The sequence below is a fragment of the Roseateles sp. GW821-FHT09B06 genome, assembly GCF_059418245.1.
Genome location: NZ_JBWKPM010000022.1, coordinates 10,732 through 32,990, shown reverse-complemented (window position 1 = coordinate 32,990; position 22,259 = coordinate 10,732). Strand labels below are relative to the sequence as shown.

Here is a 22,259-nt window from a genome sequence, read left to right as displayed (position 1 = left end):
AACCCGCCATGAATCCCTTGATTGCCCCCGATTCCCGCCACGACGGCGCCCGCTGCGCCCTGTCGGTCAATGTCAACAAGGTGGCCCTGCTGCGCAACACGCGCCACCTGGGCATCCCCAGCGTCACCAAGGCCGCCGAGCTGTGCCTGGTGGCCGGCGCCCAGGGCATCACCGTGCATCCGCGCCCCGATGGCCGCCATATCCGCACGAGCGACGTGCACGAACTGGCCGCGCTGCTGGGCAAGGACTGGCCCCGGGCCGAGTACAACATCGAGGGCAACCCGACCCAGAACCTGATGGACTTCGTGCGTGAGGTCAGGCCGCAGCAGGTCACGTTCGTGCCCGACAGCGAGGACCAGTTCACCTCCGACCATGGCTGGAATCTGCCGGCGGACATGGATCGACTGCGCCCGCTGATCGACGAATGCAAGGCGCTGGGCGTGCGCGTCAGCCTCTTCATGGACCCGGTGCCGGCGGCCATGCCCTGCGTCGCCGAGCTGGGTGCCGACCGCATCGAGCTCTACACCGAGACCTATGCCAGCGCCTGGGGCACCGAGCGTCAGGCCGAGGTGCTGGCCGGCTTCACGGCCACCGCCCGGGCCGCGCTGGCCGTGGGACTGGGCATCAACGCCGGCCATGACCTGAACCGCGACAACCTGACGGATTTCCTGCGCGCCGTGCCCGGCGTGCAGGAGGTGTCGATCGGCCATGCGCTGATCGCCGATGCGCTGGAGCTGGGTTACGCGGAGACCGTGCGCGAGTACCAGCGCTGCATCCAGCAGGCGTATGTGTGAGCCCCTCGCCCAATCGCGCCCCGCTGAACGCCGGCGCGCCTGGGCGATCCCCCGAGGGGATGGCGCTGGTTGCGGCATCAAGCCGCAAACACATCGCCGGCGCGGGCCGGCTTGGGGCGGCCCGGCGCTCGGCCCGAAATTCCGAACCCCAGCGGCAACGCTGAGACGACTGACATGATCTACGGCATCGGCACCGACATCTGCGACATCCGCCGCATCCGCGAGACCCTGGCGCGGCGCGGCGAGCGCTTCGCCGAGAAGGTGCTGGGGCCGCATGAGATGGCCGTGTTCCGCGAACGCCGGGCCAAGGTCGAGGCGCGTGGCGTGGCTTATCTGGCCACCCGCTTCTCGGCCAAGGAGGCCTTCAGCAAGGCCATCGGGATGGGCATGCGCATGCCGATGACCTGGCGCGCCTGCGAGATCGTCAAGGCGCCGAGCGGCAAGCCCGAGATCCGGCTGCATGGCGAGCTGGCCGCCTGGTTCGAGGCCAGGGGCCTCATCGCCCATGTGACCGTCACCGACGAGACCGAATACGCGGCCGCCTTCGTGGTGGTCGAAACGAAGAACTGAAGAGAACCCAAGATGCTCGACACCCCGCACGCACCGCTGGTGCTGGACATCGCCGGCCTGGCGCTGGACGCCAACGATCGCCGCCGCCTGACGCATCCGCTGGTCGGCGGCCTGATCCTGTTTGCGCGCAACTTCGAGAGCCGCGCCCAGCTGACCGCGCTGACGGCCGAGATCAAGTCCATCCGCCCCGACCTGCTGATCGCGGTGGACCACGAGGGTGGCCGGGTGCAGCGCTTCCAGACCGACGGCTTCACGCATCTGGCCTCGATGCGGGCGCTCGGCGAGCTGTGGATGCGGGACGCCATGCGTGCCACGGCCGCGGCCACCGCCACCGGCTATGTGCTGGCCGCCGAGCTGCGCGCCTGTGGCGTCGACTTCAGCTTCACGCCGGTGCTCGATCTGGACCATGGCGAAAGCAGCGTGATTGGCGAGCGCAGCTTCCACCGCGATCCGCGCGTCGCCAGCCTGCTGGCCAAGAGCCTGATGCAGGGCCTCTTGCTGGCCGGCATGGGTAGCTGCGGCAAGCATTTCCCCGGTCATGGTTTCGTCCGCGCCGACAGCCATGTGGCGATTCCGGTCGACCGGCGCAGCCTCAAGGCCATCCTGGCCGAGGATGCGAAGCCCTATGAATGGCTGGGCCTGAGCCTGTCGGCGGTGATGCCGGCCCATGTGATCTATCCCAAGGTGGACGGCCGCCCGGCCGGCTTCAGCCGCCGCTGGCTGCAGGAGATCCTGCGCGAGCGCCTGGGCTTCGGCGGCGCGATCTTCAGCGACGATCTGGGCATGGCCGGCGCCCGCGTGATCGAGGGCCGGCCGGTCGGCTTCACCGAGGCCGCGCTGGCCGCGCTGCAGGCCGGTTGCGATCTGGTGCTGCTGTGCAACCAGTCCCATATGGGGCAGGGCGAGGCCCTCGACGAGGTGCTGGCGGGTCTCGAGGCGGCTCAGGCCGGCGGGATCTGGACGCCCGAACCGGACAGCGAATCGCGTCGCCTGGACCTGCTGCCGCAGACCGTGCCGCTGACCTGGGACGAGCTGATGCGCAATGCGCGCTACCTGGCCGCGGTGGAGCGCCTGGCCTGAAGCGCCAAAGAGCAGGGCTCCCGGGCTGTCGACTTGCGCAGATCTTCCTGAGTCCGCCCGGGTCGCGCAAATGCGACAAGCGGCGGTGGCTGCCGTCAATATAATGAGAATTATTCTCATTAAATGGCGCGTCGCGACTGATCTTTCGGATTCCGTCCTGGTGGCGTGAGCCGGCCGTGTCGAGCCCGGCGCGCCGACACAAGCAGCCACGAAAGGACGAATTCCCATGCTCTCTTCCTCCGCGGGCGCGCGCTGTCGCGCCACCTTGCCCTTTCTGTCGACGCATGCGGCCGGCGCGGTGCGTGCGGCACTGACGGCCATGGCGCTGGGCAGCGTTGCGGTCACGCCGCTCGCGGCTCTGGCGCAGACGCCCGGCGCGGCCGCGGCACGCAGCTACCAGATTGCGCCTGGCCCGCTGGCCGAGGCGCTGGCGCATTTCGCCGCCGTCTCGGGCCTGTCCGTGGCCTTCGAACCGGCCGAACTGGCCGGCCTGCGCGGCCCCGGCCTGCAGGGTGCGCATGCGCCGCGGGAAGGGCTGGCGCTGCTTTTGCAAGGCAGCGGCTGGCATGCCATGCCGCAAGGCAACGGCACTTTCGCGCTGCAGCGCCTGCCGGCCGGCGAAGCCGCGGCGCCGCGGCAGCTGGATCGCGTGGTGCTGACCGGCAACCCGCTCGGCGAGGTGACCGAGGGCTCGGGCTCCTACACGCCGGGCCGCATCGCCACCGCGACGCGCCTGGTGCTGTCGCCGCGCGAGACGCCGCAGTCCATCAGCGTGACGACGCGCCAGGAGATGGACGACTTCAGCCTCACCTCGATCGACAAGGTGATGGAGCACACGCCGGGCGTGAGCATCGTCACCTACGACAGCGAGCGCACCGAGTACTACGCGCGCGGCTTCTCGATCCAGAACTTCCAGTACGACGGCATCCCGATGCTGCGCGATTCCTCCTACTCGTCGGGCAACACCTTGAGCGACATGTCGATCTACGATCGCGTGGAGGTGCTCAAGGGCGCCACCGGTCTGCTGACCGGCAGCGGCGATCCCGGCGCGACGATCAACCTGATCCGCAAGAAGCCGACGCGCAAGTTCCAGGGGCATGCGACGCTGGGCGTCGGCTCCTGGAACGACTACCGCGCCGAGCTCGATCTGTCCGGCAGCCTGAACCGCGATGGCAGCGTGCGCGCCCGCACCGTGCTGGCCTACCAGGACAAGCATTCCTGGCTCGACCATTACCAGCGCCGGAGCCCCGTGTTCTACGGCATCGTCGAGGTCGACCTGACGCCAGCCACCCTGCTGACCATGGGCGTCGACTACCAGGACAGCAATCCCAAGGGCTCGACCTGGGGCGGCATCCCGCTGCTGGACAGCAATGGCAAATTCACCGACCTGCCGCGCGACTTCAACAACGGTCCGCGCTGGAGCCGCTGGGAGCAATACACCCGCACCGGCTTCGCCACCCTGCAGCACGACTTCGACAACGGCTGGGTCGCCAAGCTGCAGTTCAACCACCAGATCAACGGCTACGACGCCAATCTGGGCGGCGCCGCCAGCGGCCACCCGAATCCGGCGGACGGTTCCGGCGTGTCGATGTGGATCGGCCAGTACATCGGCCGCACCACCAGCGACGCGGTCGACGTCTACGCCAGCGGCCCCTACGAGCTGCTGGGCCGCAAGCATGAGCTGGTGGTCGGTGGCAGCGTCTCGAAGCGGCAATGGAAGAACAAGGGCTGGTGGAACCTGCCGGGCTACGACACCGCGGTGCCCAACTACTACGAGTGGAAGGGCCATGTGCCCGAGACGGTCTGGCCCTCGACGCCCGACTACGCCAATGACGAGACCACGCGCGAGAGCGGCCTGTACCTGGCCTCGCGCTTCAATCTGCGCGATGACCTGAAAGTGATCGCCGGTGGCCGTGTCGTCAACTACGACAAGGAAGACCTGAAGAAGGACGGCGTCCTTGTCCCCTATCTGGGCGCGGTGTACGACTTCAACAAGAATTTCTCGGCCTACGCCAGCTACACCAGCATCTTCAAGCCGCAAGCCGAGCAGGATGAGAGCGGCCACGCGCTGGATGCGCTGGAGGGCAAGAACTACGAGATCGGCCTGAAGAGCTCGCACTTCGGGGGGCGCCTGAATGCCAGCCTGGCCTATTTCCAACTGCAGCAGGACAACTACCCCGAGGCGAGCGGCGGCACGACGCCGACCGGCGGCGTGGCCTATCGCGCGATCAAGGGCGTGGAGACCAAGGGCTACGAGTTCGAGGTCTCCGGCCAGCTGGCGCCGCGCTGGCAGCTGCGCGCCGGCTTCAACCACAAGGTGGCGCGCCAGCAGCACCGCAAGGTGGACACCCTGGCGCCCGAGAACCAGTTCAGCCTCTACACCAGCTACAAGCTCGACGGCCGCTGGAGCGGTCTGACGCTGGGCGGCGGCGCGCGCTGGCAGGACCAGACCTGGGGCGATGTGGCCGCTCCGGCCGGCGGCACCGTGACCCATGTGGTGAAGGACTACGCGGTGTTCGACCTGTCGGCCCGCTACGAGTTCGACAAGCAGCTGTCGGCCGCATTGGCGGTCGGCAATGTGTTCGACAAGAAGTACTACACCATCTTCAGCTGGTACAGCACCTACACCTGGGGTGCGCCGCGCAGCGTCACTGCGAGCCTGAGCTACAAGTTCTGAAGTCGGCCGGGGCCCGCGCCTCGGCACGTACCGGCCAAGAAAAACGCCGCCCCGCGTATTGCGCCGGGCGGCGTTTCTTCTTTCTCTTCTGTCGGGCCTGGGCGGTGTTGCCGCGCCAAGCCCTGGCGGGACTCAGCCCTGGGCCGTGTCGAAGGGCAGCTTGGTCTGCGCAAGATCCTTGCGGGTCTCGACCAGCACCAGCGGGCCCTCGTCCAGCACGACCGCTGGCGGGCGCTCGCGCGGCACATGGGCCGGCTTGGGCTCGGCCGCCATGGCCTCCTGGGCGACGCGGATCTTGTCGGCGTCGGAGTTCACCCACTGCAGACCGGCACCTTCGGCAATGGCCTGCAGATCGTTCAGCGGCAGCACGAAGGCGGGCACGGCGATGGCAGGAGCCGGCGCGGCGGCGACCGGGGCCGCCACCGGCGCGACCATCGCGACCGGCGCGGGCTCGGCGGCAACGGCTTCGACCGGCATCGCCACGGCCTCGGACGCGCTGCCCTCGGCGGCGCCGTCCGGCGCCTGGTCGTCACGGCGTTCGCGGCGATAGCGGTCGCGGCTGCGGCGACGGCGGCCGTCGCGGGTCTGGCCCTCGGCGCTGTCATCGCCCTCGGCGCGCTCGCCACCGGCCTCGGCCGTTTCGCCCGTCGCCGGCTCGGCGACCGCTGCGTCCGTGGCGTCGAAGCGGGCCTCGCTCGGCGCGATCTCGTTGCCGGCCTCATCGGTGCGCGGTGCAGCGTCGTCGCGGTCACGACCGCCACGGCGGCGACGGCGGCGGCCCTGGCGCTCGTCATTGCCGGCCTCGTGGGCGGCGGCTTCCTGGCCCTCGGCCTGGCTGTCGACAAAGGCCGGCGGCGCATCATGCGCGACGCTCAGGTCCAGTGCGGCCTGGGCGGCGACGGGTGCCTGCTGCTCCTCGCTGCCATTCCGCTCCTTGCGCTCGCCGCGCTCACCGCGCTCACCGCGCTGGCGGCGGCCGCCCTCGCCGCGATCGACACCGCGCTGTTCGCCCCGTTCGCCCCGCTCGGCGCGTTCGCCGCGCTCCTGGCGCTCGGCGCGTTGCGGCTGCTCCTGGCCCTCGGGCTTGTCGGCGCGCTCCTGGCGACGCTGGCCGCCGCGTTCGCTACGCTCGCCGCGCTCCTGGCGGGCCTCCTGCGGCTTGCCGCCATCACGGCCACCTTCGCGCTTGCGGTCGGCGCCGCGCTCGCCCCGTTCACCGCGCTCGCCTCGGCGGCCGCGACCATCGCCGCGGCCTTCGCGCTTGTCCTTGCGCTCGCCGCCTTCGGCGGCCGGCTTGGCCGTCTTCTCGGCCGTAGGCACCGGAGCCGGTGCGGGCGCCGGAGCAAACAAGGTCTTGATCCAGCCGAAGAAGCCGCCGCCGGCGGCCGGCGCGGGCGCTGCCGCCACCGGCGCCGCGGCCTTGGCCACGGGTTCGGGCTTGGGCGGCGCGATCGGGGCCGGCTGCTCGGGCAGGATGCCCTTGATCACCGGCTCCTGCTTGTTCTTCTTGTCGCCGGCGTCGCGGCGGGTGATGCCCACCTCGTCGGTCGGCTCCTCGATCATCGTGTAGCTGGCCTGCAGGTTCTCCAGACGCGGGTCGTCGTGGCGCAGGCGCTCCAGCTTGTAGTTCGGCGTGTCGAGATGCTTGTTGGGCACCAGCAGCACGGTGACGCGCTGCTTCAGCTCGATCTTGGTGATCTCGGTGCGCTTCTCGTTCAAGAGGAAGCTGGTCACCTCCACCGGCACCTGCACATGCACGGCGGCGGTGTTGTCCTTCATCGCCTCTTCCTGGACCATGCGCAGGATCTGCAGCGCCGAGGATTCGGTGTCGCGGATATGGCCGGTGCCGTTGCAGCGCGGGCAGGTGATGTGGCTGCCTTCGCTCAGGGCCGGGCGCAGGCGCTGGCGGCTCAGTTCCAGCAGGCCGAACTTGCTGATCGAGCTGAACTGCACGCGGGCGCGGTCCTGGCGCAGCGCGTCGCGCAGGCGCTGCTCGACGTCGCGGCGGTTCTTCGACTCTTCCATGTCGATGAAGTCGACCACGATCAGGCCGCCCAGATCGCGCAGGCGCATCTGGCGCGCGATCTCGTCGGCCGCTTCCAGATTGGTGCGGGTCGCGGTTTCCTCGATGTCGCCGCCGCGGGTGGCGCGCGCCGAGTTGACGTCCACCGAGACCAGGGCCTCGGTGTGGTCGATCACGATCGCGCCGCCCGAGGGCAGGTTGACCGTGCGGCTGAAGGCCGTCTCGATCTGGTGCTCGATCTGGAAGCGGCTGAACAGCGGCGCGTCGTCGCGGTAGCGCTTCACGCGATGGCCCTGGTCGGGCATCACGTGGTTCATGAACTGATGGGCCTGCTCGAACAGATCGTCGGTGTCGATCAGGATCTCGCCGATGTCGGCGGTGAAGTAGTCGCGGATCGCGCGGATCACCAGCGACGACTCCTGATAGATCAGGAAGGCGCCCTTGCCGCCCCTGGAGGCGTCATCGATCGCCGTCCAGAGCTTGAGCATGTAGTTCAGGTCCCACTGCAGCTCGGCCGCCGAGCGGCCGATGCCGGCGGTGCGGGCGATCAGGCTCATGCCCTTCGGGTACTCGAGCTGGTCGAGGTTCTCCTTCAGCTCCTCGCGGTCCTCGCCCTCGATGCGACGGCTGACGCCGCCGCCGCGCGGGTTGTTGGGCATCAGCACCAGGTAGCGGCCGGCCAGCGAGACAAAGGTGGTCAGGGCCGCGCCCTTGTTGCCGCGCTCTTCCTTCTCGACCTGGACCAGCAGCTGATCGCCTTCGCGGATCGCGTCCTGGATCTTGGCCGAGCGCACGTCCGTGCCTTCGCGGAAGTATTGGCGCGAGATTTCCTTGAAGGGCAGGAAACCGTGGCGATCCTCGCCGTAGTCGACGAAGCAGGCCTCGAGCGAGGGCTCGACCCGCGTCACGACGGCCTTGTAGATATTGCCCTTGCGCTGCTCGCGGCCCTCGATTTCGGTCTCGAAGTCCAGCAGTTTCTGGCCATCGACGATCGCGAGGCGCCGCTCTTCCGGCTGCGTCGCATTGATCAGCATGCGTTTCATGTCGTCACTCCTCGCGCGCTCCTGGCGGTTTTCACCCGCCTTCGAGCGCGCAGCATCACTCAGCGTCGCCCAGGGCCCGCAAGGCCGGTGGGCGACTCATCGATGCACGTGCAGACGTGAAAGAACCGAGGAAGGAATCGCCCTGGACTGGTGGTGATCGAAAGTCGCCGATCAAACCGCCAGCGTTGGCGCGTGCGTGACAGCAGGCGGAACTGCGTGCCTCGCTCCCCAGCGCGCACGATCTTCGTGCGCGGCCCGGCCACGGCCAAGGGAGCCCGCCGCGCCGAACCTGTCCAGATCTGGCAGGGGGCGGGGCTGCATCCGCAAGCGGTGGGGGGTGGGGGAGATATGAGGACTCATCCGCGAGGACTGCTGAACGCTGGCCCGAGGTCATCGGCTCTTCGCGAGCGACGGGCCTCGGGCCGTGTAAACCTTATTCGTTGCCGCTCCCCGCTTCATCAATACGGCGGGGCGCGACAGGGTTCTTGCTACGTTTGCGCTGCCGCGCGCCGTCGAGGGCCGCCCGGTCACTTGGGGACAGGGCCCGCCGCCTGTTGCGCGCGTTGCATCACCATGGTGGGTCCATGTACCGGACCCGCCACTCCCGCGCCGCCTTGGCTTCGTTCCGCCCGGCTAAAATCAGGCAAATCAAATACTTACGGCGCAATCGTGGTTCGGAACATTATAGGGGCTAAAGCGGGCCCGAAAGCTGGGGTCCGCCCCAGGACCGCAAAGCCTGCCGCGTCCGCCGGTGAGCGCCTGCCCACTTCGCCAGCCTCGGCCGCGGCGCCGGCCGTGCGCCGCGTGCTGATCGACGAGGGTTCGGCCGGCCAGCGCCTGGACAATTTCCTGCTGCGCGAACTCAAGGGCGTGCCCAAGACCCATGTCTACCGGGTCATCCGCGCCGGCGAGGTGCGGGTCAACAAGGGCCGCGCCCAGGCCGACACGCGGCTGGAACTGGGCGACGAGGTCCGCATACCGCCGGTGCGCCTGCCCGAGCGGGTGGCGGCCAAGCCGGACTATGTGCCGGCCAAAGAGTTCCCCATCGTCTATGAGGACGAGCACCTGATCGCCGTCAACAAGCCGGCCGGCGTGGCCGTGCATGGCGGTTCGGGGGTCAGCTTCGGCGTGATCGAGCAGCTGCGCCAGGCGCGGCCGCAGGCGAAGTTCCTGGAACTGGTGCACCGGCTGGACAAGGAGACCTCGGGCCTGCTGCTGATCGCCAAGAAGCGTTCGGCCCTGACTTCGCTGCAGGACCAGTTCCGCGAACGTGAAACCGGCAAGACCTACGCCGCCCTGGTGATCGGCGATTGGGCCGAGAACAAGAAGGTGATCGACGTGGCCCTGCTGAAGTTCACCGGCGGCGATGGCGAGCGCTGGGTGCGGGCGGTGACGAGTTCGCACGACCCGCAGGCCGACCAGGCCAAGCGCTCGATCAGCCTGGTGCGGGTGGCGCAGCGCCTGCAGGGCTACAGCCTGCTGGACGTGACGATCAAGACCGGCCGCACCCACCAGATCCGCGTGCATCTGGCGCATGAGGGGCATGCCATCGTCGGCGACCCCAAGTACGGCGATTTCGAGGCCAACCGCGCGATCGCGCGCGGTTCCCTGAGGTTCGAGCGCATGTTCCTGCATGCCAAGCGCCTGAAGTTCAGCCATCCCGCCAGCGGGGCCGAGCTGGAACTGCTGGCGCCGCTGCCGCCCGAATGTGAGAAGCTGCTGGCCCAACTGAAGAACCCGGCATGAGACCGCAACGTTTTGACCTGATCGCCTTCGACTGGGACGGCACCCTGTTCGACTCCACGGCCCTGATCACCCGCTGCATCCAGAGCGCCGCCGAGGACCTGGGCCTGCCCCGGCCCAGCGACGCGCAGGCCAGCTACGTGATCGGCATGGGGCTGCACGAGGCCCTGGCCCATGCGGTGCCGGGCCTGGACCCGGTGCGTTACCCGGAACTGGGCCTGCGCTACCGCCACCATTACTTCGCCGCCCAGCATGAGGTGACCCTGTTCAAGGGCACGCTGGAGATGCTGGCCGCCCTGAAGGCGCGCCACCACTGGCTGACCATCGCGACGGGCAAGAGCCGTCGCGGCCTGGACGAGGCGTTGAAGGTGGCGCCGGAACTGGGCGCGCTGTTCGACGGCAGCCGCACCGCCGACGAGACCGCCGGCAAGCCCAACCCGCTGATGCTCAACGAGTTGATGCGCGAGTTCGGCGTCGAGCCCGAGCGCACCTTGATGATCGGCGATACCAGCCACGACCTGCAGCTGGCGCTGAACGCCGGCACCGCCAGCGTCGGCGTCGGCTACGGCGCGCACGACCACGAGACCTTCGACGAATTCCGGCCGCTGCATATCGCGCATTCGGTGCCCGATCTGCATCGCTGGCTGATTGAGAACGCATGATGACGACCGACGCGCAAGCCAATCCACTGCCGCTGTGCCGCTCCGACGAGCTGCAGGAGCGCGGCCGTGCCCATACCTTCGACGTGCTGCAGTGGCGCGAGCCGGCGCGTGCCTTCGCGCTGCGCTTTGACGGCCGGGTGGTGGCCTACCTGAACCGCTGCGCCCATGTGCCGACCGAGATGGACTGGCAGGAGGGCGAGTTCCTGGACGGCGACAAGCAGTACATCATGTGCTCGATCCATGGCGCGGTCTACGACCCGCTGACCGGCAGATGCGTCACCGGCATGTGCGGTCGCATGGGTCTGACCAAGATCGAGGTCGCGGAGCGCGAGGGTCAGGTCTATTGGTATCCTAGCCGCGACACCAAGCCGGCCTTTGACGAGTAGTTTTCCCCATCCCATCATGAATTCCAACGACGACCTGCCGCCGCCCATCCCCGAACCCGTGGGCGTGCCGCCCCGGCCGGCGGCCCCCTCCGCCCCCGCCGCGCCCGCCCATGAGGCGCTGATGGCCCAGTTCGCGCGCGACTATCTGCGCGACCGCCGCAGCGAGCGGCGCTGGCGCAGCTTCTTCAGGCTGGTCTGGCTGGCCCTGATCGTGGTGTTGCTGTACCTGCTGTTCTCGCAGCGTCACCCGGGGGCGACGCCCGCCGGCCCCCATACGGCCCTGGTCGAGGTGCGCGGCGAGATCGCGACCGATTCCGAGGCCAGCGCCGAACTGATGGTGTCGGCGCTGAAGAGCGCCTTCGAGGACCAGGGCGCGCAGGCGGTGATCCTGCGCATCAACTCGCCGGGCGGCAGCCCGGTGCAGGCCGGCATCGTCAACGACGAGATCCGCCGCCTCAAGGCCAAGCACAACAAGAAGGTCTACGCGGTGGTCGAGGAGATCTGCGCCTCGGGCGCCTACTACATCGCTGCGGCGGCCGACGAGATCTATGTGGACAAGGCCTCGGTGGTCGGCTCGATCGGCGTGCTGATGGACGGCTTCGGCTTCACCGGCCTGATGGACAAGCTGGGCGTCGAGCGCCGCCTGCTGACGGCCGGCAGCAACAAGGGCATGCTGGACCCCTTCTCGCCGGAGAGCCCGCAGCAGAAGGCCTACGCCCAGGCCATGCTGAACCAGATCCATCAGCAGTTCATCAGCGTGGTCAAGCAGGGCCGCGGCAAGCGCCTGAAGGAGAACCCCGACACCTTCACCGGCCTGTTCTGGAACGGCGAGGAGGCCGTCAGGATGGGCCTGGCCGACCATTTCGGCAATCTGGACTTTGTCGCCCGCGAGGTGGTCAAGGCGGAGGAGGTGATCGACTACACGCCGCGCGACAACGTGGCCGAACGCCTGGCCAAGCGCTTCGGCGCGGCAATGGGCGAGGGCGCGGTGAAGACCCTGCGCAGCATGGCGCCGATCCGCTGATCCCGCAGCGCTGACGCGACAGGGGCTCCTTCGGGAGCCCTTGGTCTTTATGCAATCTTGATACCCCCGCCCCCAGCTTCTACGCCGCCCTGAGGCGCCCATTTCTAAGCTGCTGACATCTCAACTGAGGTGTGAGCAATACAAATGGATTGGGTATTTCTGGGCCTGAGCCTGGCGCTGTTCGGACTGGCGCTCGGCCTGGCCGCCGCCAGCCACAAGCTGGAGGGCAAGAGGCAATGAGCGCGCTCTACTGGACCAGCGGCCTCGTCGCCGCCGGCTTGTTCGTCTATTTGATCGTGGCGCTGCTGCGCGCCGAGGAGTTCTGAGACATGGACACCTTGGCATGGATCAATCTCGGCCTGTTCATGGCCGTGCTGCTGCTGGCCGCCTGGCCGCTGTCCAAATGGCTGGTGGCGGTGGCCGACGGCCGGCTGCCGCGCTGGATGCGGGCGGTGGAGGGCGGCTTCTACCGCCTGGGCGGCATCAAGCCCGACGAGGGCATGCACTGGAAGCGGTATGCCATCGCGCTGCTGCTGTTCAATTTCATCGGCGTGCTGGTCGTCTACGGCCTGCAGCGCCTGCAGGATGTGCTGCCGCTGAATCCGCAGGGCATGGGCGCGATCACGCCCGATTCGGCCTTCAACACCGCGATCAGCTTCGTCAGCAACACCAACTGGCAGGGCTATGGCGGCGAGGCCACGATGAGCTACCTGACCCAGATGCTGGCGCTGACGGTGCAGAACTTCGTCTCGGCCGCCACCGGCATCGCCGTCGTGTATGCGCTGATCCGCGGCTTCGCGGGCACGCGAGCCGCTCATCCGCCGGGCCGCCCCAAGGATGAGCGCTCCCCTCGGGGGACGGACGGCGCTCGCGCCGGCCTGGGGGCGGACAGTTCGATCGGCAACTTCTGGGCCGACATGGTGCGCACCACCCTGTGGGTGCTGCTGCCGATCAGCTTCGTCTACGCCGTGTTCCTGATCGGCCAGGGCGTGATCCAGAACTTCGAGCCCTACAAGACGGTGCAGACCGTCGAGGCCACGGCCTACCAGGTGCCCAAGCTGGGCGCCGACGACCAGCCGCTGAAGGACGACAAGGATCAACCGGTGCTGAAGGATCTGCATGCCGAGACCCAGACCCTGGCCATGGGCCCGGTGGCCTCGCAGGAGGCGATCAAAATGCTGGGCACCAACGGCGGCGGCTTCTTCAACGCCAACTCGGCCCATCCCTACGAGAACCCGACCCCGCTGGCCAACTTCGTGCAGATGCTCAGCATCTTCCTGATCCCGGCCGCGCTGTGCTTCGCCTTCGGCCGCATGGTCGGCGACCGGCGCCAGGGCGTGGCCATCCTGGCGGCGATGAGCATCCTGTTCGTCGCCGGCGTGGTGATCACGACCATGGCCGAGCAGGCCGGCAATCCGCAGCTGACGGCCCTGGGCGTGGAAGCCGGCGCCGGCAATATGGAAGGCAAGGAAACCCGTTTCGGCATCAATGCCAGCAGTCTGTTCGCCGTCATCACGACGGCCGCCTCCTGCGGCGCGGTCAACGCGATGCATGACTCGATGACGCCGATCGGCGGCCTGGTGCCGCTGGTGATGATGCAGCTGGGCGAGGTGGTGTTCGGCGGCGTTGGCACCGGCCTGTATGGCATGTTGGTGTTCGCCATCCTGGCCGTCTTCATCGCCGGCCTGATGATAGGCCGCACGCCGGAATACCTGGGCAAGAAGATCGAGCCCTACGAGATGAAGATGAGCTCGATCGCCATCCTGATCACGCCCATCGTGGTGCTGGTCGGCACGGCCATCGCGGTGCTGAGCCCGCAGGGCTTGGCCGGCATCGCGAACCCGGGCGCGCATGGCTTCTCCGAGGTCCTCTACGCGCTGAGCTCGGCCGGCAACAACAACGGCTCGGCCTTCGCCGGCCTGTCGGCCAACACGCCCTTCTACAACACCCTCTTGGGCTTCGCGATGTGGCTGGGCCGCTTCGGCGTGATCGTGCCGGTGCTGGCGATGGCCGGTTCTCTGGGCGCCAAGAAGCGCGTGCCGGTCAGCGTCGGCAGCCTGCCCACGCATGGCCCGCTGTTCGTCGTGCTGCTGATCGCGACCGTGCTGCTGGTGGGGCTGCTGAACTATGTGCCGGCCCTTGCGCTGGGCCCCATCGTCGAGCAACTGATGCTCTGGAAATGAGGGTAGGACAATCATGAAAAGCACCAAAGAATTTCTGTTCGACCCCAAGCTGGTGAATCAGGCCCTGAGGGACGCTTTCACCAAGCTGAGCCCGCGCGTGCAATGGCGCAACCCGGTGATGTTCGTGGTCTATGTCGGCAGCCTGCTGACCTCGGGCCTGTGGATCGCCAGCCTGGGCCAGCCCCAGTTGGCTGGCGCCGAGGGCAGCGGCTTCATGCTGGCGATCGCGCTGTGGCTGTGGTTCACCGTGCTGTTCGCCAACTTCGCCGAGGCCCTGGCCGAGGGCCGCAGCAAGGCACAGGCCGCGTCGCTGCGCGGGCTGAAGACCAAGACCTGGGCCAAGAAGCTGCATGAGCCCAAGCATGGCGCGCAGTGGCATCCGACCCAGTCGGACGAGCTGCGCCGTGGCCATGTGGTGCTGGTCGAGGCCGGCGACCTGATCCCGCTGGACGGCGAGGTGATCGAGGGCGTGGCTTCGGTGGACGAGAGCGCCATCACCGGCGAATCGGCGCCGGTGATCCGCGAATCGGGTGGCGACTTCGCCTCGGTGACCGGTGGCACCCGCGTGCTGTCGGACTGGCTGGTCGTGCGCGTCACGGTCAATCCGGGCGAGTCATTCCTGGATCGCATGATCGCGATGGTGGAGGGCGCCAAGCGCCAGAAGACTCCCAACGAGATCGCGCTGACCATCCTGCTGGTGGCCCTGACCCTGGTGTTCCTGGTCGTCACCGTGACCCTGCTGCCCTACTCGATGTTCAGCGTCGAAGCGGCCGCATCAATGGGTCGAACGGGCACCGTGGTGTCGATCACCGCGCTGATCGCGCTGCTGGTCTGCCTGATCCCCACGACCATCGGCGGCCTGCTCTCGGCCATCGGCGTGGCCGGTATGAGCCGCATGATGGCGGCCAATGTGATCGCCACCTCGGGCCGCGCGGTCGAGGCTGCCGGCGATGTCGACGTGCTGATGCTGGACAAGACCGGCACCATCACGCTGGGCAACCGCCAGGCCAGCGCCTTCGTGCCGGCCCCCGGCGTGACCGAAGCCCAATTGGCCGACGCGGCCCAACTGGCCTCGCTGGCCGACGAGACGCCGGAAGGCCGCAGCATCGTCGTGCTTGCCAAGACCAGGTTCGGCCTGCGCGAGCGCGACATCCACGGCCTGGAAGCGCATTTCGTGCATTTCTCGGCCCAGACCCGCATGAGCGGGGTGGACCTGGCCGCCGGATCCACCCATGAGCGCCAGATCCGCAAGGGCGCGCTGGACGCGATCCGCAAGCATGTCGAGACACTGGGCGGCAGCTTCCCCAAGGAGGTCGGCCTTGCCGTCGATGAGATCGCGCGCCGTGGCAGCACACCGCTGGTGGTGGCCGATGGCGTGCGCGTGCTCGGCGCGATCGAGCTGAAGGACATCGTCAAGGGGGGCATCAAGGAGCGCTTTGCAGAGCTGCGCCGCATGGGCATCAAGACCGTGATGATCACCGGCGACAACAAGCTGACCGCCGCGGCAATCGCGGCCGAGGCCGGCGTCGACGACTTCCTGGCCGAGGCCACGCCCGAGGCCAAGCTCAAGCTGATCCGCGACTACCAGGCCGATGGCCGTCTCGTCGCGATGACTGGCGACGGCACCAACGACGCGCCCGCGCTGGCCCAGGCTGACGTGGCGGTGGCGATGAACAGCGGCACGCAGGCGGCCAAGGAGGCCGGCAATATGGTGGACCTGGATTCCAACCCCACCAAGCTGCTGGAGATCGTCGAGACCGGCAAGCAGCTGCTGATGACGCGCGGCTCGCTGACCACCTTCTCGATCGCCAACGACGTGGCCAAGTACTTCGCCATCATCCCGGCGATGTTCGTGGGCGTCTATCCGCAGCTGGGCGCGCTCAACGTGATGGGCCTGCACAGCCCCGGCTCGGCCATCCTGTCGGCGGTGATCTTCAACGCGCTGATCATCGTTGCGCTGATCCCGCTGGCCCTGAAGGGCGTGCCCTACCGCGCCGTCGGCGCCAGCGCGCTCTTGCGCCGCAACCTCGCCATCTACGGCCTGGGCGGCCTGATCGTGCCCTTCATCGGCATCAAGGCCATCGACTGGCTGCTGGTCCTCGCCCATCTCGTCTAAGGAGCAAGGCATGAAAGCCCATTTGCTGCAATCCATTCGCCCCGCCCTCGTCAGCTTCGTGCTGCTCTCGGCCATCACCGGCCTGCTCTATCCGCTGGCCGTCACCGGCGTCGGCCAGACCCTGTTCCCGAAGCAGGCCGCCGGCAGCCTGATCGAGCAGGGCGGCAAGGCCATCGGCTCCGAACTGATCGGCCAGAACTTCACGTCGCCCAAGTACTTCTGGGGCCGTCCCTCGGCCACCGCCCCGATGGGCAACAACGCCAGCGCCTCCAGCGGCTCCAACCAGGGCCCGCTGAACCCGGCACTGGCGGACGCCGTCAAGGCCCGCATCGAGGCGCTGCGCGCCGCCGATCCGGGCAACTTGGCCGCGGTGCCGGCCGATCTGGTGAGCGCCTCGGCCAGCGGCCTGGACCCGCACATCAGCATGGCCGCCGCGCGCTACCAGGTGGGGCGCGTCGCGCGCGAGCGCGGCCTGCCACCGGCCAAGGTGCAGGCCCTGATCGCGGCCAACACCGAGGGTCGCGACCTGCGGGTGCTGGGCGAGCCGCGCGTGCATGTGCTGCGGCTCAACCTGGCGCTCGACGCCGCGCGCTGAGCCCGCGCCCCCTGTTTTCAGGGTGCCCTGTACCCCGATGAAGCCCCGAGAGAAAGATTCAGGGAGGGGGCTTCATCGTCTTTCCCCCGAGTCTTACCGCAGTCCCATCATGATCAAGAAGAAGAGCAGCCTCCTGACGCTGGCCGGTGCTGTCGTCCAGACCCAGACCCAGGCCCTGGCCGCCGACACCCCCGAGCACCAGCTGACGGGCAACGTCGGCCTGTTCAGCGACTACCGCTTCCGCGGCATCAGCCAGACCTGGCGCCAGCCCGCCGTGCAGGGCGGCTTCGACTACGCCCACGCGAGCGGCGCCTACGCCGGCCCGTATCTAGGAATTTGGGCCTCCAACGTCTCGGGCAACAGCTACAACAACGGTGCCGGCCTCGAGCTGGACCTCTACGGCGGCGTCAAGTTCGCGCTGGCTCATGTGTTCGGGCAAGACCTGACCCTGGACCTGGGCGCGCTGGCCTATGTCTATCCCGGCGCCAGGCTCAACAGCGCGCCCGGCGTGGCCAGCGGCGAGAAATACGACAACCTGGACCTCTACGCCGGCCTGAGCGTCGGCGCCTTCAGTGCCAAGCTGTCGCTGGCCGCCAGCGACTACTTCGGCCTGAACGGCACGACCGCCGGCTATGCCTACTTCAGCGGCCTGGCGCCGCGCGGCGGCTCCCAGGGCAGCAGCTATCTGGACCTGAACTACCGCTTCGACCTGGGCGGCGAGCTGTTCCTGGACGCCCACCTGGGCCGCCTGTCGGTGCGCCATTACGGCGAGCTGTCCTACACCGACGTCAAGCTGGGCCTGGTCAAGGCCGTCGGCGGCTTCAAGCTCGGCGCCGCCCTGATCGCCACCGACGCCGACAAGGACTTCTACCAGGCCGGCAACGCGGCCGGCCAGCAGGCCAGGAAGCTGGGCCGGGCCGGCGTCGTGCTGAGCGTGCAGCGCAGCTTCTAAAGGCGACAATGGCCCGATGCTGATCAACTGCGCCGCCTACCGCGAGGGCCACAAGCTGGCCGATCTGGCTCCCGACGAGGTGGGCCGCTATCTGGACCAGCCCGACACCTTCGTCTGGGTGGCGCTGCGCGACGCCGACGCCGCCGAGCTGGAGCCCTGGCGGCGCCTCTTCAACCTGCACCCGCTGGCGGTGGAGGACGCGCTGAAGGGTCAGCAGCGGCCCAAGATCGACGAATACGGCCTCGACCTGTTCGTCGTGATGCACCTGATCGACTGGGTGGGCGGCGAGCTGCAGGGGGGCGAGGTGGCGGTGTTTGTCGGCCGCGGCTATGTGCTGTCGGTGCGCAAGCACAGCCCCTTGCACTTCCTGGGCGTGCGCGAGCGCGCCGAGCGCGAGCCCGAGCTGCTGCGCCAGGGCCCCAGCTTCGTGCTCTATGCGCTGATGGATGCGGTGGTGGATCGCTACTTTCCCATCATCGACCTGCTGGAGTCCGAGCTGGAGGAGGTCGAACAAAGCATCTTCACCAACGGCGCGGCGCGCGACAACATCCAGCGCCTGTATGCGCTGAAGGGCCGGCTGATGCTGCTGCGCCGCGCGGTGGCGCCGATGCTGGAGATGCTGTCCAAGCTGCATGGCGGCCGCATCCCGCCGGTCTGTAGCCAGTCCGAGCATTACTTTCGCGATGTGGCCGACCACCTGGCGCGCATCCATGCCTCCATCGAGTCGGTGCGCGAAACCATAGGCACGGCCATCCAGGCCAATCTGTCGATGGTGGCCATCGAGGACAGCGATGTCACCAAGCGCCTGGCGGCCTGGGCCGGCATCTTTGCCGCCGCGACCGCCTTCGCCGGCATCTGGGGCATGAACTTCGAGGCCATGCCCGAGCTCAAGTGGCGCTGGGGCTATCCGATCGCGCTGTCGTTGATCACCACGGTCTGCGTGGGCCTGTGGTGGCGCTTCCGGCGCGCCGGCTGGCTGTGATGGAGGACCAGCGTCCCGATCCCGACGCGCTGCTGGAGCAGCTGCGGGCCGAGGAGGAAAAGGCCGCGCGCGGCCGGCTGCGCATCTATTTCGGCTCCTCGGCCGGCGTCGGCAAGACCTACGCGATGCTGCTGGCGGCCCGCAAGCTCGGCAGCGAAGGCCGCGAGGTGCTGGTGGGCGTGGTCGAGACCCATGGTCGCAGCGAGACCGCCGCGCTGACCGAGGGGCTGGAGATCCTGCCGCCGCGCCAGGTCGAGTACCGCGGCAAGACCCTGCCCGAGTTCGACCTGGACGGCGCGCTGGCGCGGCTGAAGGAGCGCGAGCGCCCGCTGATCCTGGTCGACGAGCTGGCGCACAGCAATGTCGCCGGCTCGCGCCATCCGAAGCGCTGGCAGGACGTCGAGGAGCTGCTGGCCAATGGCATCGACGTCTACACCAGCCTGAACGTCCAGCATCTGGAAAGCCTCAACGACGTGGTGGGCGGCATCACCGGCGTGCGCGTGCAGGAGACCCTGCCGGACACCTTTTTCGACCGCGCCGACGAGGTGGTGCTGGTCGACACGCCGGCCGACGAGCTGCTGACGCGCCTGAAGGCCGGCAAGGTCTATATGGGCGCACAGGCCGAGCGCGCCGCCAAGCATTTCTTCCGCAAGGGCAATCTGATGGCCCTGCGCGAGCTGGCGCTGCGCCGCACCGCTGACCGCGTCGAGGACGATGTGCAGGCCTGGCGCAGCAACGCCGCGATCGCCCAGGTCTGGAGCACCGAGGCCGCCATCCTCTGCGCGATCGGCCCGACGCCGCGCGCCGAGCATGTCTTGCGCAGCGCCGCGCGCCTGGCCCAGCAGCTCAATGTGTCCTGGCATGCGGTCTATGTGGAGACGCCGGCCCTGCAGCGCCTGCCGGACGCGCAGCGCGAGCGCGTGCTGCGCGTGATGCGCCTGGCCCAGGACCTGGGCGCCGCCACCGCGGTGCTGCAGGCCCAGGACGCGGCGACGGCCCTGATCGCCCATGCGCGCGAGCACAACCTCTCCAAGCTGGTGCTGGGCCGCGCGCGCATGCTGCCGGCCTGGCGTCGCGCCTTCGCCGGGGCGGCGCTGCACGAGCGCCTGGCCCGCGACCTGCCGGACATCGACCTGATCGAGGTCGGCCAGCCCCAGGGCCAGGCGCCGGTCCAGGCCGCCGCGCCCAGCGAGCCCGGCTGGGGCCCCACCGCGCGCGAACTGCCGCGCTATGCGCTGGCGGCCCTGGCCTGCGGCCTGACCTGCGCGCTGGCCTGGCCGCTGCAGAAGCTGTTCGACGAGGCCAATATCGTCATGCTCTTCCTGCTGACGGTGCTGGCGGTGGCGCTGAGGCTGGGGCGCGGGCCGGCCGTGCTGGCCAGCTTCCTGAGCGTCGGCCTGTTCGACTTCTTCTTCATCGCGCCGCACCTCTCCTTCGCGGTCTCGGACGTGCAGTACCTGCTGACCTTCGCGGTGATGCTGGCCGTGGGCCTGATCACCGGCCAGCTAACCGCGCACCTGCGCTACCAGGCCCAGGTGGCGGCCGAGCGCGAGGCGCGCTCGCGCGCGCTGTTCGAGCTGACCCGCGAGCTGGCCGGCGCGCTGCAGACCGAGCAGGTGGCGCAGATCTCGCAGGACCGCCTGGCGCGCGAGCTGCACGGCCAGGCCCGGGTGCTGGTGCTGGGCCTGGACGAGCGGCTGCACAGCCCGCTGCCCCCGGCCGACGAGAGGGACGCGCCCGACCCGGGCACGGCGCGCTGGGCCCTGGACCATGGCCAGGCCGCCGGCCTGGCCACCGACACCCTGCCGGGCAGCCCCTGGTTCTACCTGCCGCTCTCGGCGCCGATGCGCGCGCGCGGCGTGCTGTGCCTGCGTCCGCGCGAGCTGGCCGCGGTGATGCAGCCGGAGCGCCGTGCCCAGCTCGACACCTTCGCCAGCATCATCGGCCAGGCGCTGGAGCGCGTGCATTACGTCGAGGTGGCGCAGGACGCGCTGGTGCACATCGAATCCGAGCGCCTGCGCAACTCGCTGCTGTCGGCCCTGTCGCACGACCTGCGCACGCCGCTGGCCGTGGTCTACGGCCTGGCCGACACGCTGGCGGCCCTGCCGGCCCTGCCGGACGCGGGGCGCGAGCTGGCCCAGGCCCTGCAGCGCGAGTCGCAGCGCATCAACGCGATGGTCAACAACCTGCTGGACATGGCGCGGCTGCAGAGCGGCGCGGTGCAGCTGCGCCTGCAATGGCAGCCGATCGACGAGGTGGTGGGCAGCGCGCTGCAGGCCATGCAGGCGACGCTGGCCGGCTTTGACCTGCGCACCGAGCTGGCGCCCGGGCTGCCGATGGTCGATCTCGACGCGGTGCTGATCGAGCGCGTGCTCTGCAATCTGCTGGAGAACGCGGCCAAGTACACGCCGCCGGGCAGCCGCATCACGATCGCCGCCGCGCTGCGCGCCGACGAGGGCGAGCTGCGCCTGAGCGTGGCCGACAACGGCCCGGGCCTGCCGCCCGGCCGCGAGGAGGCGCTGTTCGAGAAATTCACTCGCGCCAGGAGCGAGTCCAGCATCCCCGGCGTGGGCCTGGGCCTGGCGATCTGCCGTGCCATCATGGAGGCGCATGGCGGCCGCATCTGGGCCGAGGCGGCGCCGGCCGGCGGCGCGGCCTTCGTGCTGGCTCTGCCGCTGGGCCAGCCGCCGGCGCTGCCCGAGATCGAAGTCCTGGCCCAAGATGAGTGAACCCAAACCGACCGCGCTGATCGTCGAGGACGAGCCCAGCATCCGCCGCTTCGTGCGCCTGGCGCTGGAGGCCGAGGGCTGGCAGGTGCACGAGTGCGAGACCGTGCGCCAGGGCCTGATCGACGCCGGCACGCGCCGGCCCGAGCTGGTCGTGCTGGACCTGGGCCTGCCCGACGACGACGGGCTCAACTATCTGAAGGATCTGCGTGCCTGGTCCGGCGTACCGGTGATCGTGCTGTCGGCGCGCGCCGACGAGCAGGACAAGATCGCCGCGCTGGACGCCGGCGCCGACGACTACCTGACCAAGCCCTTCGGCGTCGGCGAGCTGATGGCGCGGGTGCGCGTGGCGCTGCGCCGCAGCCAGAGCGCGGCGGGGGCGGCGGGCGAGCCGGCCCAGACCCTGTTCCGCTTCGGCGCCATCGAGGTGGACCTGGCCGCGCGCCGCGTGCTGCGCGAGGGCCAGGCCGTGCACCTGACGCCGATCGAATATCGCCTGCTGACCCATCTGATCGCCAACGCCGGCAAGGTGCTGACGCACCGCCAGCTGCTGAAGGCCGTCTGGGGCCCCAGCCATGTCGAGGACAACCATTACCTGCGCGTCTACATGGGCAATCTGCGCCAGAAGCTGGAGGCCGAGCCGGCCCGGCCCCAGCACCTGCTGACCGAGACCGCGGTGGGTTATCGGCTGATGCCCTGATGC

The 22,259-nt window shown here is 69.0% G+C and carries 17 protein-coding genes; 16 read left to right on the top strand and 1 reads right to left on the bottom strand.

Going from position 1 to position 22,259, the window contains the following annotated elements; all coding sequences use genetic code 11:
* Window positions 1-8 precede the first annotated feature (8 nt).
* From AC07OQ_RS17695 to AC07OQ_RS17680, 4 genes are all read left to right on the top strand, one after another.
* Window positions 9-794, top strand: a complete 786-nt coding sequence (locus AC07OQ_RS17695) for a pyridoxine 5'-phosphate synthase (RefSeq protein WP_495054451.1) — start codon at window positions 9-11, stop codon at window positions 792-794.
* A 174-nt stretch (window positions 795-968) separates the two neighbouring features.
* The gene (gene acpS, locus AC07OQ_RS17690) at window positions 969-1,364 is read left to right on the top strand and encodes a holo-ACP synthase (protein ID WP_495054450.1); all 396 of its coding nucleotides are present in this window, start codon (window positions 969-971) and stop codon (window positions 1,362-1,364) included.
* Window positions 1,365-1,376: 12 nt separating this feature from the next.
* Window positions 1,377-2,444 carry a beta-N-acetylhexosaminidase gene (gene nagZ / locus AC07OQ_RS17685; RefSeq protein WP_495054449.1) on the top strand — a complete coding sequence of 356 codons (1,068 nt, stop codon included), beginning with the start codon at window positions 1,377-1,379 and terminating at the stop codon, window positions 2,442-2,444.
* A 226-nt stretch (window positions 2,445-2,670) separates the two neighbouring features.
* A complete protein-coding gene (locus AC07OQ_RS17680; RefSeq protein ID WP_495054448.1) occupies window positions 2,671-5,121 on the top strand; it encodes a TonB-dependent siderophore receptor in 2,451 nt (816 codons plus the stop codon).
* Between the two features lie 132 nt (window positions 5,122-5,253).
* Here AC07OQ_RS17680 and AC07OQ_RS17675 read toward each other — a convergent pair whose 3' ends face one another.
* The gene (locus AC07OQ_RS17675) at window positions 5,254-8,187 is read right to left on the bottom strand and encodes an Rne/Rng family ribonuclease (protein WP_495054447.1); all 2,934 of its coding nucleotides are present in this window, start codon (window positions 8,185-8,187) and stop codon (window positions 5,254-5,256) included.
* Between the two features lie 795 nt (window positions 8,188-8,982).
* Between AC07OQ_RS17675 and AC07OQ_RS17670 the strand changes: the two genes are divergently transcribed.
* From AC07OQ_RS17670 to kdpE, 12 genes are all read left to right on the top strand, one after another.
* The gene (locus AC07OQ_RS17670; RefSeq protein ID WP_495054446.1) at window positions 8,983-9,933 is read left to right on the top strand and encodes an RluA family pseudouridine synthase; all 951 of its coding nucleotides are present in this window, start codon (window positions 8,983-8,985) and stop codon (window positions 9,931-9,933) included.
* Entirely contained in the window at window positions 9,930-10,592 is a 663-nt protein-coding gene (locus tag AC07OQ_RS17665; protein ID WP_495054445.1) for an HAD family hydrolase, read from the top strand. Before AC07OQ_RS17670 ends, AC07OQ_RS17665 begins: the two co-directional genes overlap by 4 nt.
* On the top strand, window positions 10,589-10,978 hold the full coding sequence (locus AC07OQ_RS17660) for a Rieske (2Fe-2S) protein (protein WP_495054444.1): 390 nt from the start codon (window positions 10,589-10,591) through the stop codon (window positions 10,976-10,978). The genes AC07OQ_RS17665 and AC07OQ_RS17660 overlap by 4 nt, the downstream gene beginning before the upstream one ends.
* Before the next feature lie 16 nt (window positions 10,979-10,994).
* The gene (locus AC07OQ_RS17655; protein WP_495054443.1) at window positions 10,995-12,002 is read left to right on the top strand and encodes a S49 family peptidase; all 1,008 of its coding nucleotides are present in this window, start codon (window positions 10,995-10,997) and stop codon (window positions 12,000-12,002) included.
* Window positions 12,003-12,238: 236 nt separating this feature from the next.
* The gene (kdpF, locus tag AC07OQ_RS17650) at window positions 12,239-12,328 is read left to right on the top strand and encodes a K(+)-transporting ATPase subunit F (protein WP_495054442.1); all 90 of its coding nucleotides are present in this window, start codon (window positions 12,239-12,241) and stop codon (window positions 12,326-12,328) included.
* Between the two features lie 3 nt (window positions 12,329-12,331).
* On the top strand, window positions 12,332-14,185 hold the full coding sequence (kdpA, locus tag AC07OQ_RS17645; protein ID WP_495054441.1) for a potassium-transporting ATPase subunit KdpA: 1,854 nt from the start codon (window positions 12,332-12,334) through the stop codon (window positions 14,183-14,185).
* A 13-nt stretch (window positions 14,186-14,198) separates the two neighbouring features.
* Window positions 14,199-16,301 carry a potassium-transporting ATPase subunit KdpB gene (gene kdpB, locus AC07OQ_RS17640; protein ID WP_495054440.1) on the top strand — a complete coding sequence of 701 codons (2,103 nt, stop codon included), beginning with the start codon at window positions 14,199-14,201 and terminating at the stop codon, window positions 16,299-16,301.
* Between the two features lie 10 nt (window positions 16,302-16,311).
* Window positions 16,312-16,896 carry a potassium-transporting ATPase subunit KdpC gene (kdpC, locus tag AC07OQ_RS17635; RefSeq protein WP_495054439.1) on the top strand — a complete coding sequence of 195 codons (585 nt, stop codon included), beginning with the start codon at window positions 16,312-16,314 and terminating at the stop codon, window positions 16,894-16,896.
* A 109-nt stretch (window positions 16,897-17,005) separates the two neighbouring features.
* On the top strand, window positions 17,006-17,848 hold the full coding sequence (locus AC07OQ_RS17630) for a TorF family putative porin (RefSeq protein ID WP_495054438.1): 843 nt from the start codon (window positions 17,006-17,008) through the stop codon (window positions 17,846-17,848).
* A 16-nt stretch (window positions 17,849-17,864) separates the two neighbouring features.
* The gene (locus tag AC07OQ_RS17625) at window positions 17,865-18,830 is read left to right on the top strand and encodes a magnesium and cobalt transport protein CorA (RefSeq protein ID WP_495054437.1); all 966 of its coding nucleotides are present in this window, start codon (window positions 17,865-17,867) and stop codon (window positions 18,828-18,830) included.
* On the top strand, window positions 18,830-21,559 hold the full coding sequence (locus tag AC07OQ_RS17620; protein ID WP_495054436.1) for a DUF4118 domain-containing protein: 2,730 nt from the start codon (window positions 18,830-18,832) through the stop codon (window positions 21,557-21,559). Before AC07OQ_RS17625 ends, AC07OQ_RS17620 begins: the two co-directional genes overlap by 1 nt.
* Window positions 21,552-22,256, top strand: a complete 705-nt coding sequence (gene kdpE, locus AC07OQ_RS17615; protein WP_495054435.1) for a two-component system response regulator KdpE — start codon at window positions 21,552-21,554, stop codon at window positions 22,254-22,256. The genes AC07OQ_RS17620 and kdpE overlap by 8 nt, the downstream gene beginning before the upstream one ends.
* Window positions 22,257-22,259: the final 3 nt, after the last annotated feature.

Excerpts from the sequence above, each read along its gene's own strand:
- AC07OQ_RS17695 (WP_495054451.1), top strand. The coding sequence starts at position 9 with ATGAATCCCTTGATTGCCCCCGATTCCCGCCACGACGGCGCCCGCTGC.
- acpS (WP_495054450.1), top strand. The coding sequence starts at position 969 with ATGATCTACGGCATCGGCACCGACATCTGCGACATCCGCCGCATCCGC.
- nagZ (WP_495054449.1), top strand. The coding sequence starts at position 1,377 with ATGCTCGACACCCCGCACGCACCGCTGGTGCTGGACATCGCCGGCCTG.
- AC07OQ_RS17680 (WP_495054448.1), top strand. The coding sequence starts at position 2,671 with ATGCTCTCTTCCTCCGCGGGCGCGCGCTGTCGCGCCACCTTGCCCTTT.
- AC07OQ_RS17675 (WP_495054447.1), bottom strand. The coding sequence starts at position 8,187 with ATGAAACGCATGCTGATCAATGCGACGCAGCCGGAAGAGCGGCGCCTC.
- AC07OQ_RS17665 (WP_495054445.1), top strand. The coding sequence starts at position 9,930 with ATGAGACCGCAACGTTTTGACCTGATCGCCTTCGACTGGGACGGCACC.
- AC07OQ_RS17660 (WP_495054444.1), top strand. The coding sequence starts at position 10,589 with ATGATGACGACCGACGCGCAAGCCAATCCACTGCCGCTGTGCCGCTCC.
- AC07OQ_RS17655 (WP_495054443.1), top strand. The coding sequence starts at position 10,995 with ATGAATTCCAACGACGACCTGCCGCCGCCCATCCCCGAACCCGTGGGC.
- kdpF (WP_495054442.1), top strand. The coding sequence starts at position 12,239 with ATGAGCGCGCTCTACTGGACCAGCGGCCTCGTCGCCGCCGGCTTGTTC.
- kdpA (WP_495054441.1), top strand. The coding sequence starts at position 12,332 with ATGGACACCTTGGCATGGATCAATCTCGGCCTGTTCATGGCCGTGCTG.
- kdpB (WP_495054440.1), top strand. The coding sequence starts at position 14,199 with ATGAAAAGCACCAAAGAATTTCTGTTCGACCCCAAGCTGGTGAATCAG.
- kdpC (WP_495054439.1), top strand. The coding sequence starts at position 16,312 with ATGAAAGCCCATTTGCTGCAATCCATTCGCCCCGCCCTCGTCAGCTTC.
- AC07OQ_RS17630 (WP_495054438.1), top strand. The coding sequence starts at position 17,006 with ATGATCAAGAAGAAGAGCAGCCTCCTGACGCTGGCCGGTGCTGTCGTC.
- AC07OQ_RS17625 (WP_495054437.1), top strand. The coding sequence starts at position 17,865 with ATGCTGATCAACTGCGCCGCCTACCGCGAGGGCCACAAGCTGGCCGAT.
- AC07OQ_RS17620 (WP_495054436.1), top strand. The coding sequence starts at position 18,830 with ATGGAGGACCAGCGTCCCGATCCCGACGCGCTGCTGGAGCAGCTGCGG.
- kdpE (WP_495054435.1), top strand. The coding sequence starts at position 21,552 with ATGAGTGAACCCAAACCGACCGCGCTGATCGTCGAGGACGAGCCCAGC.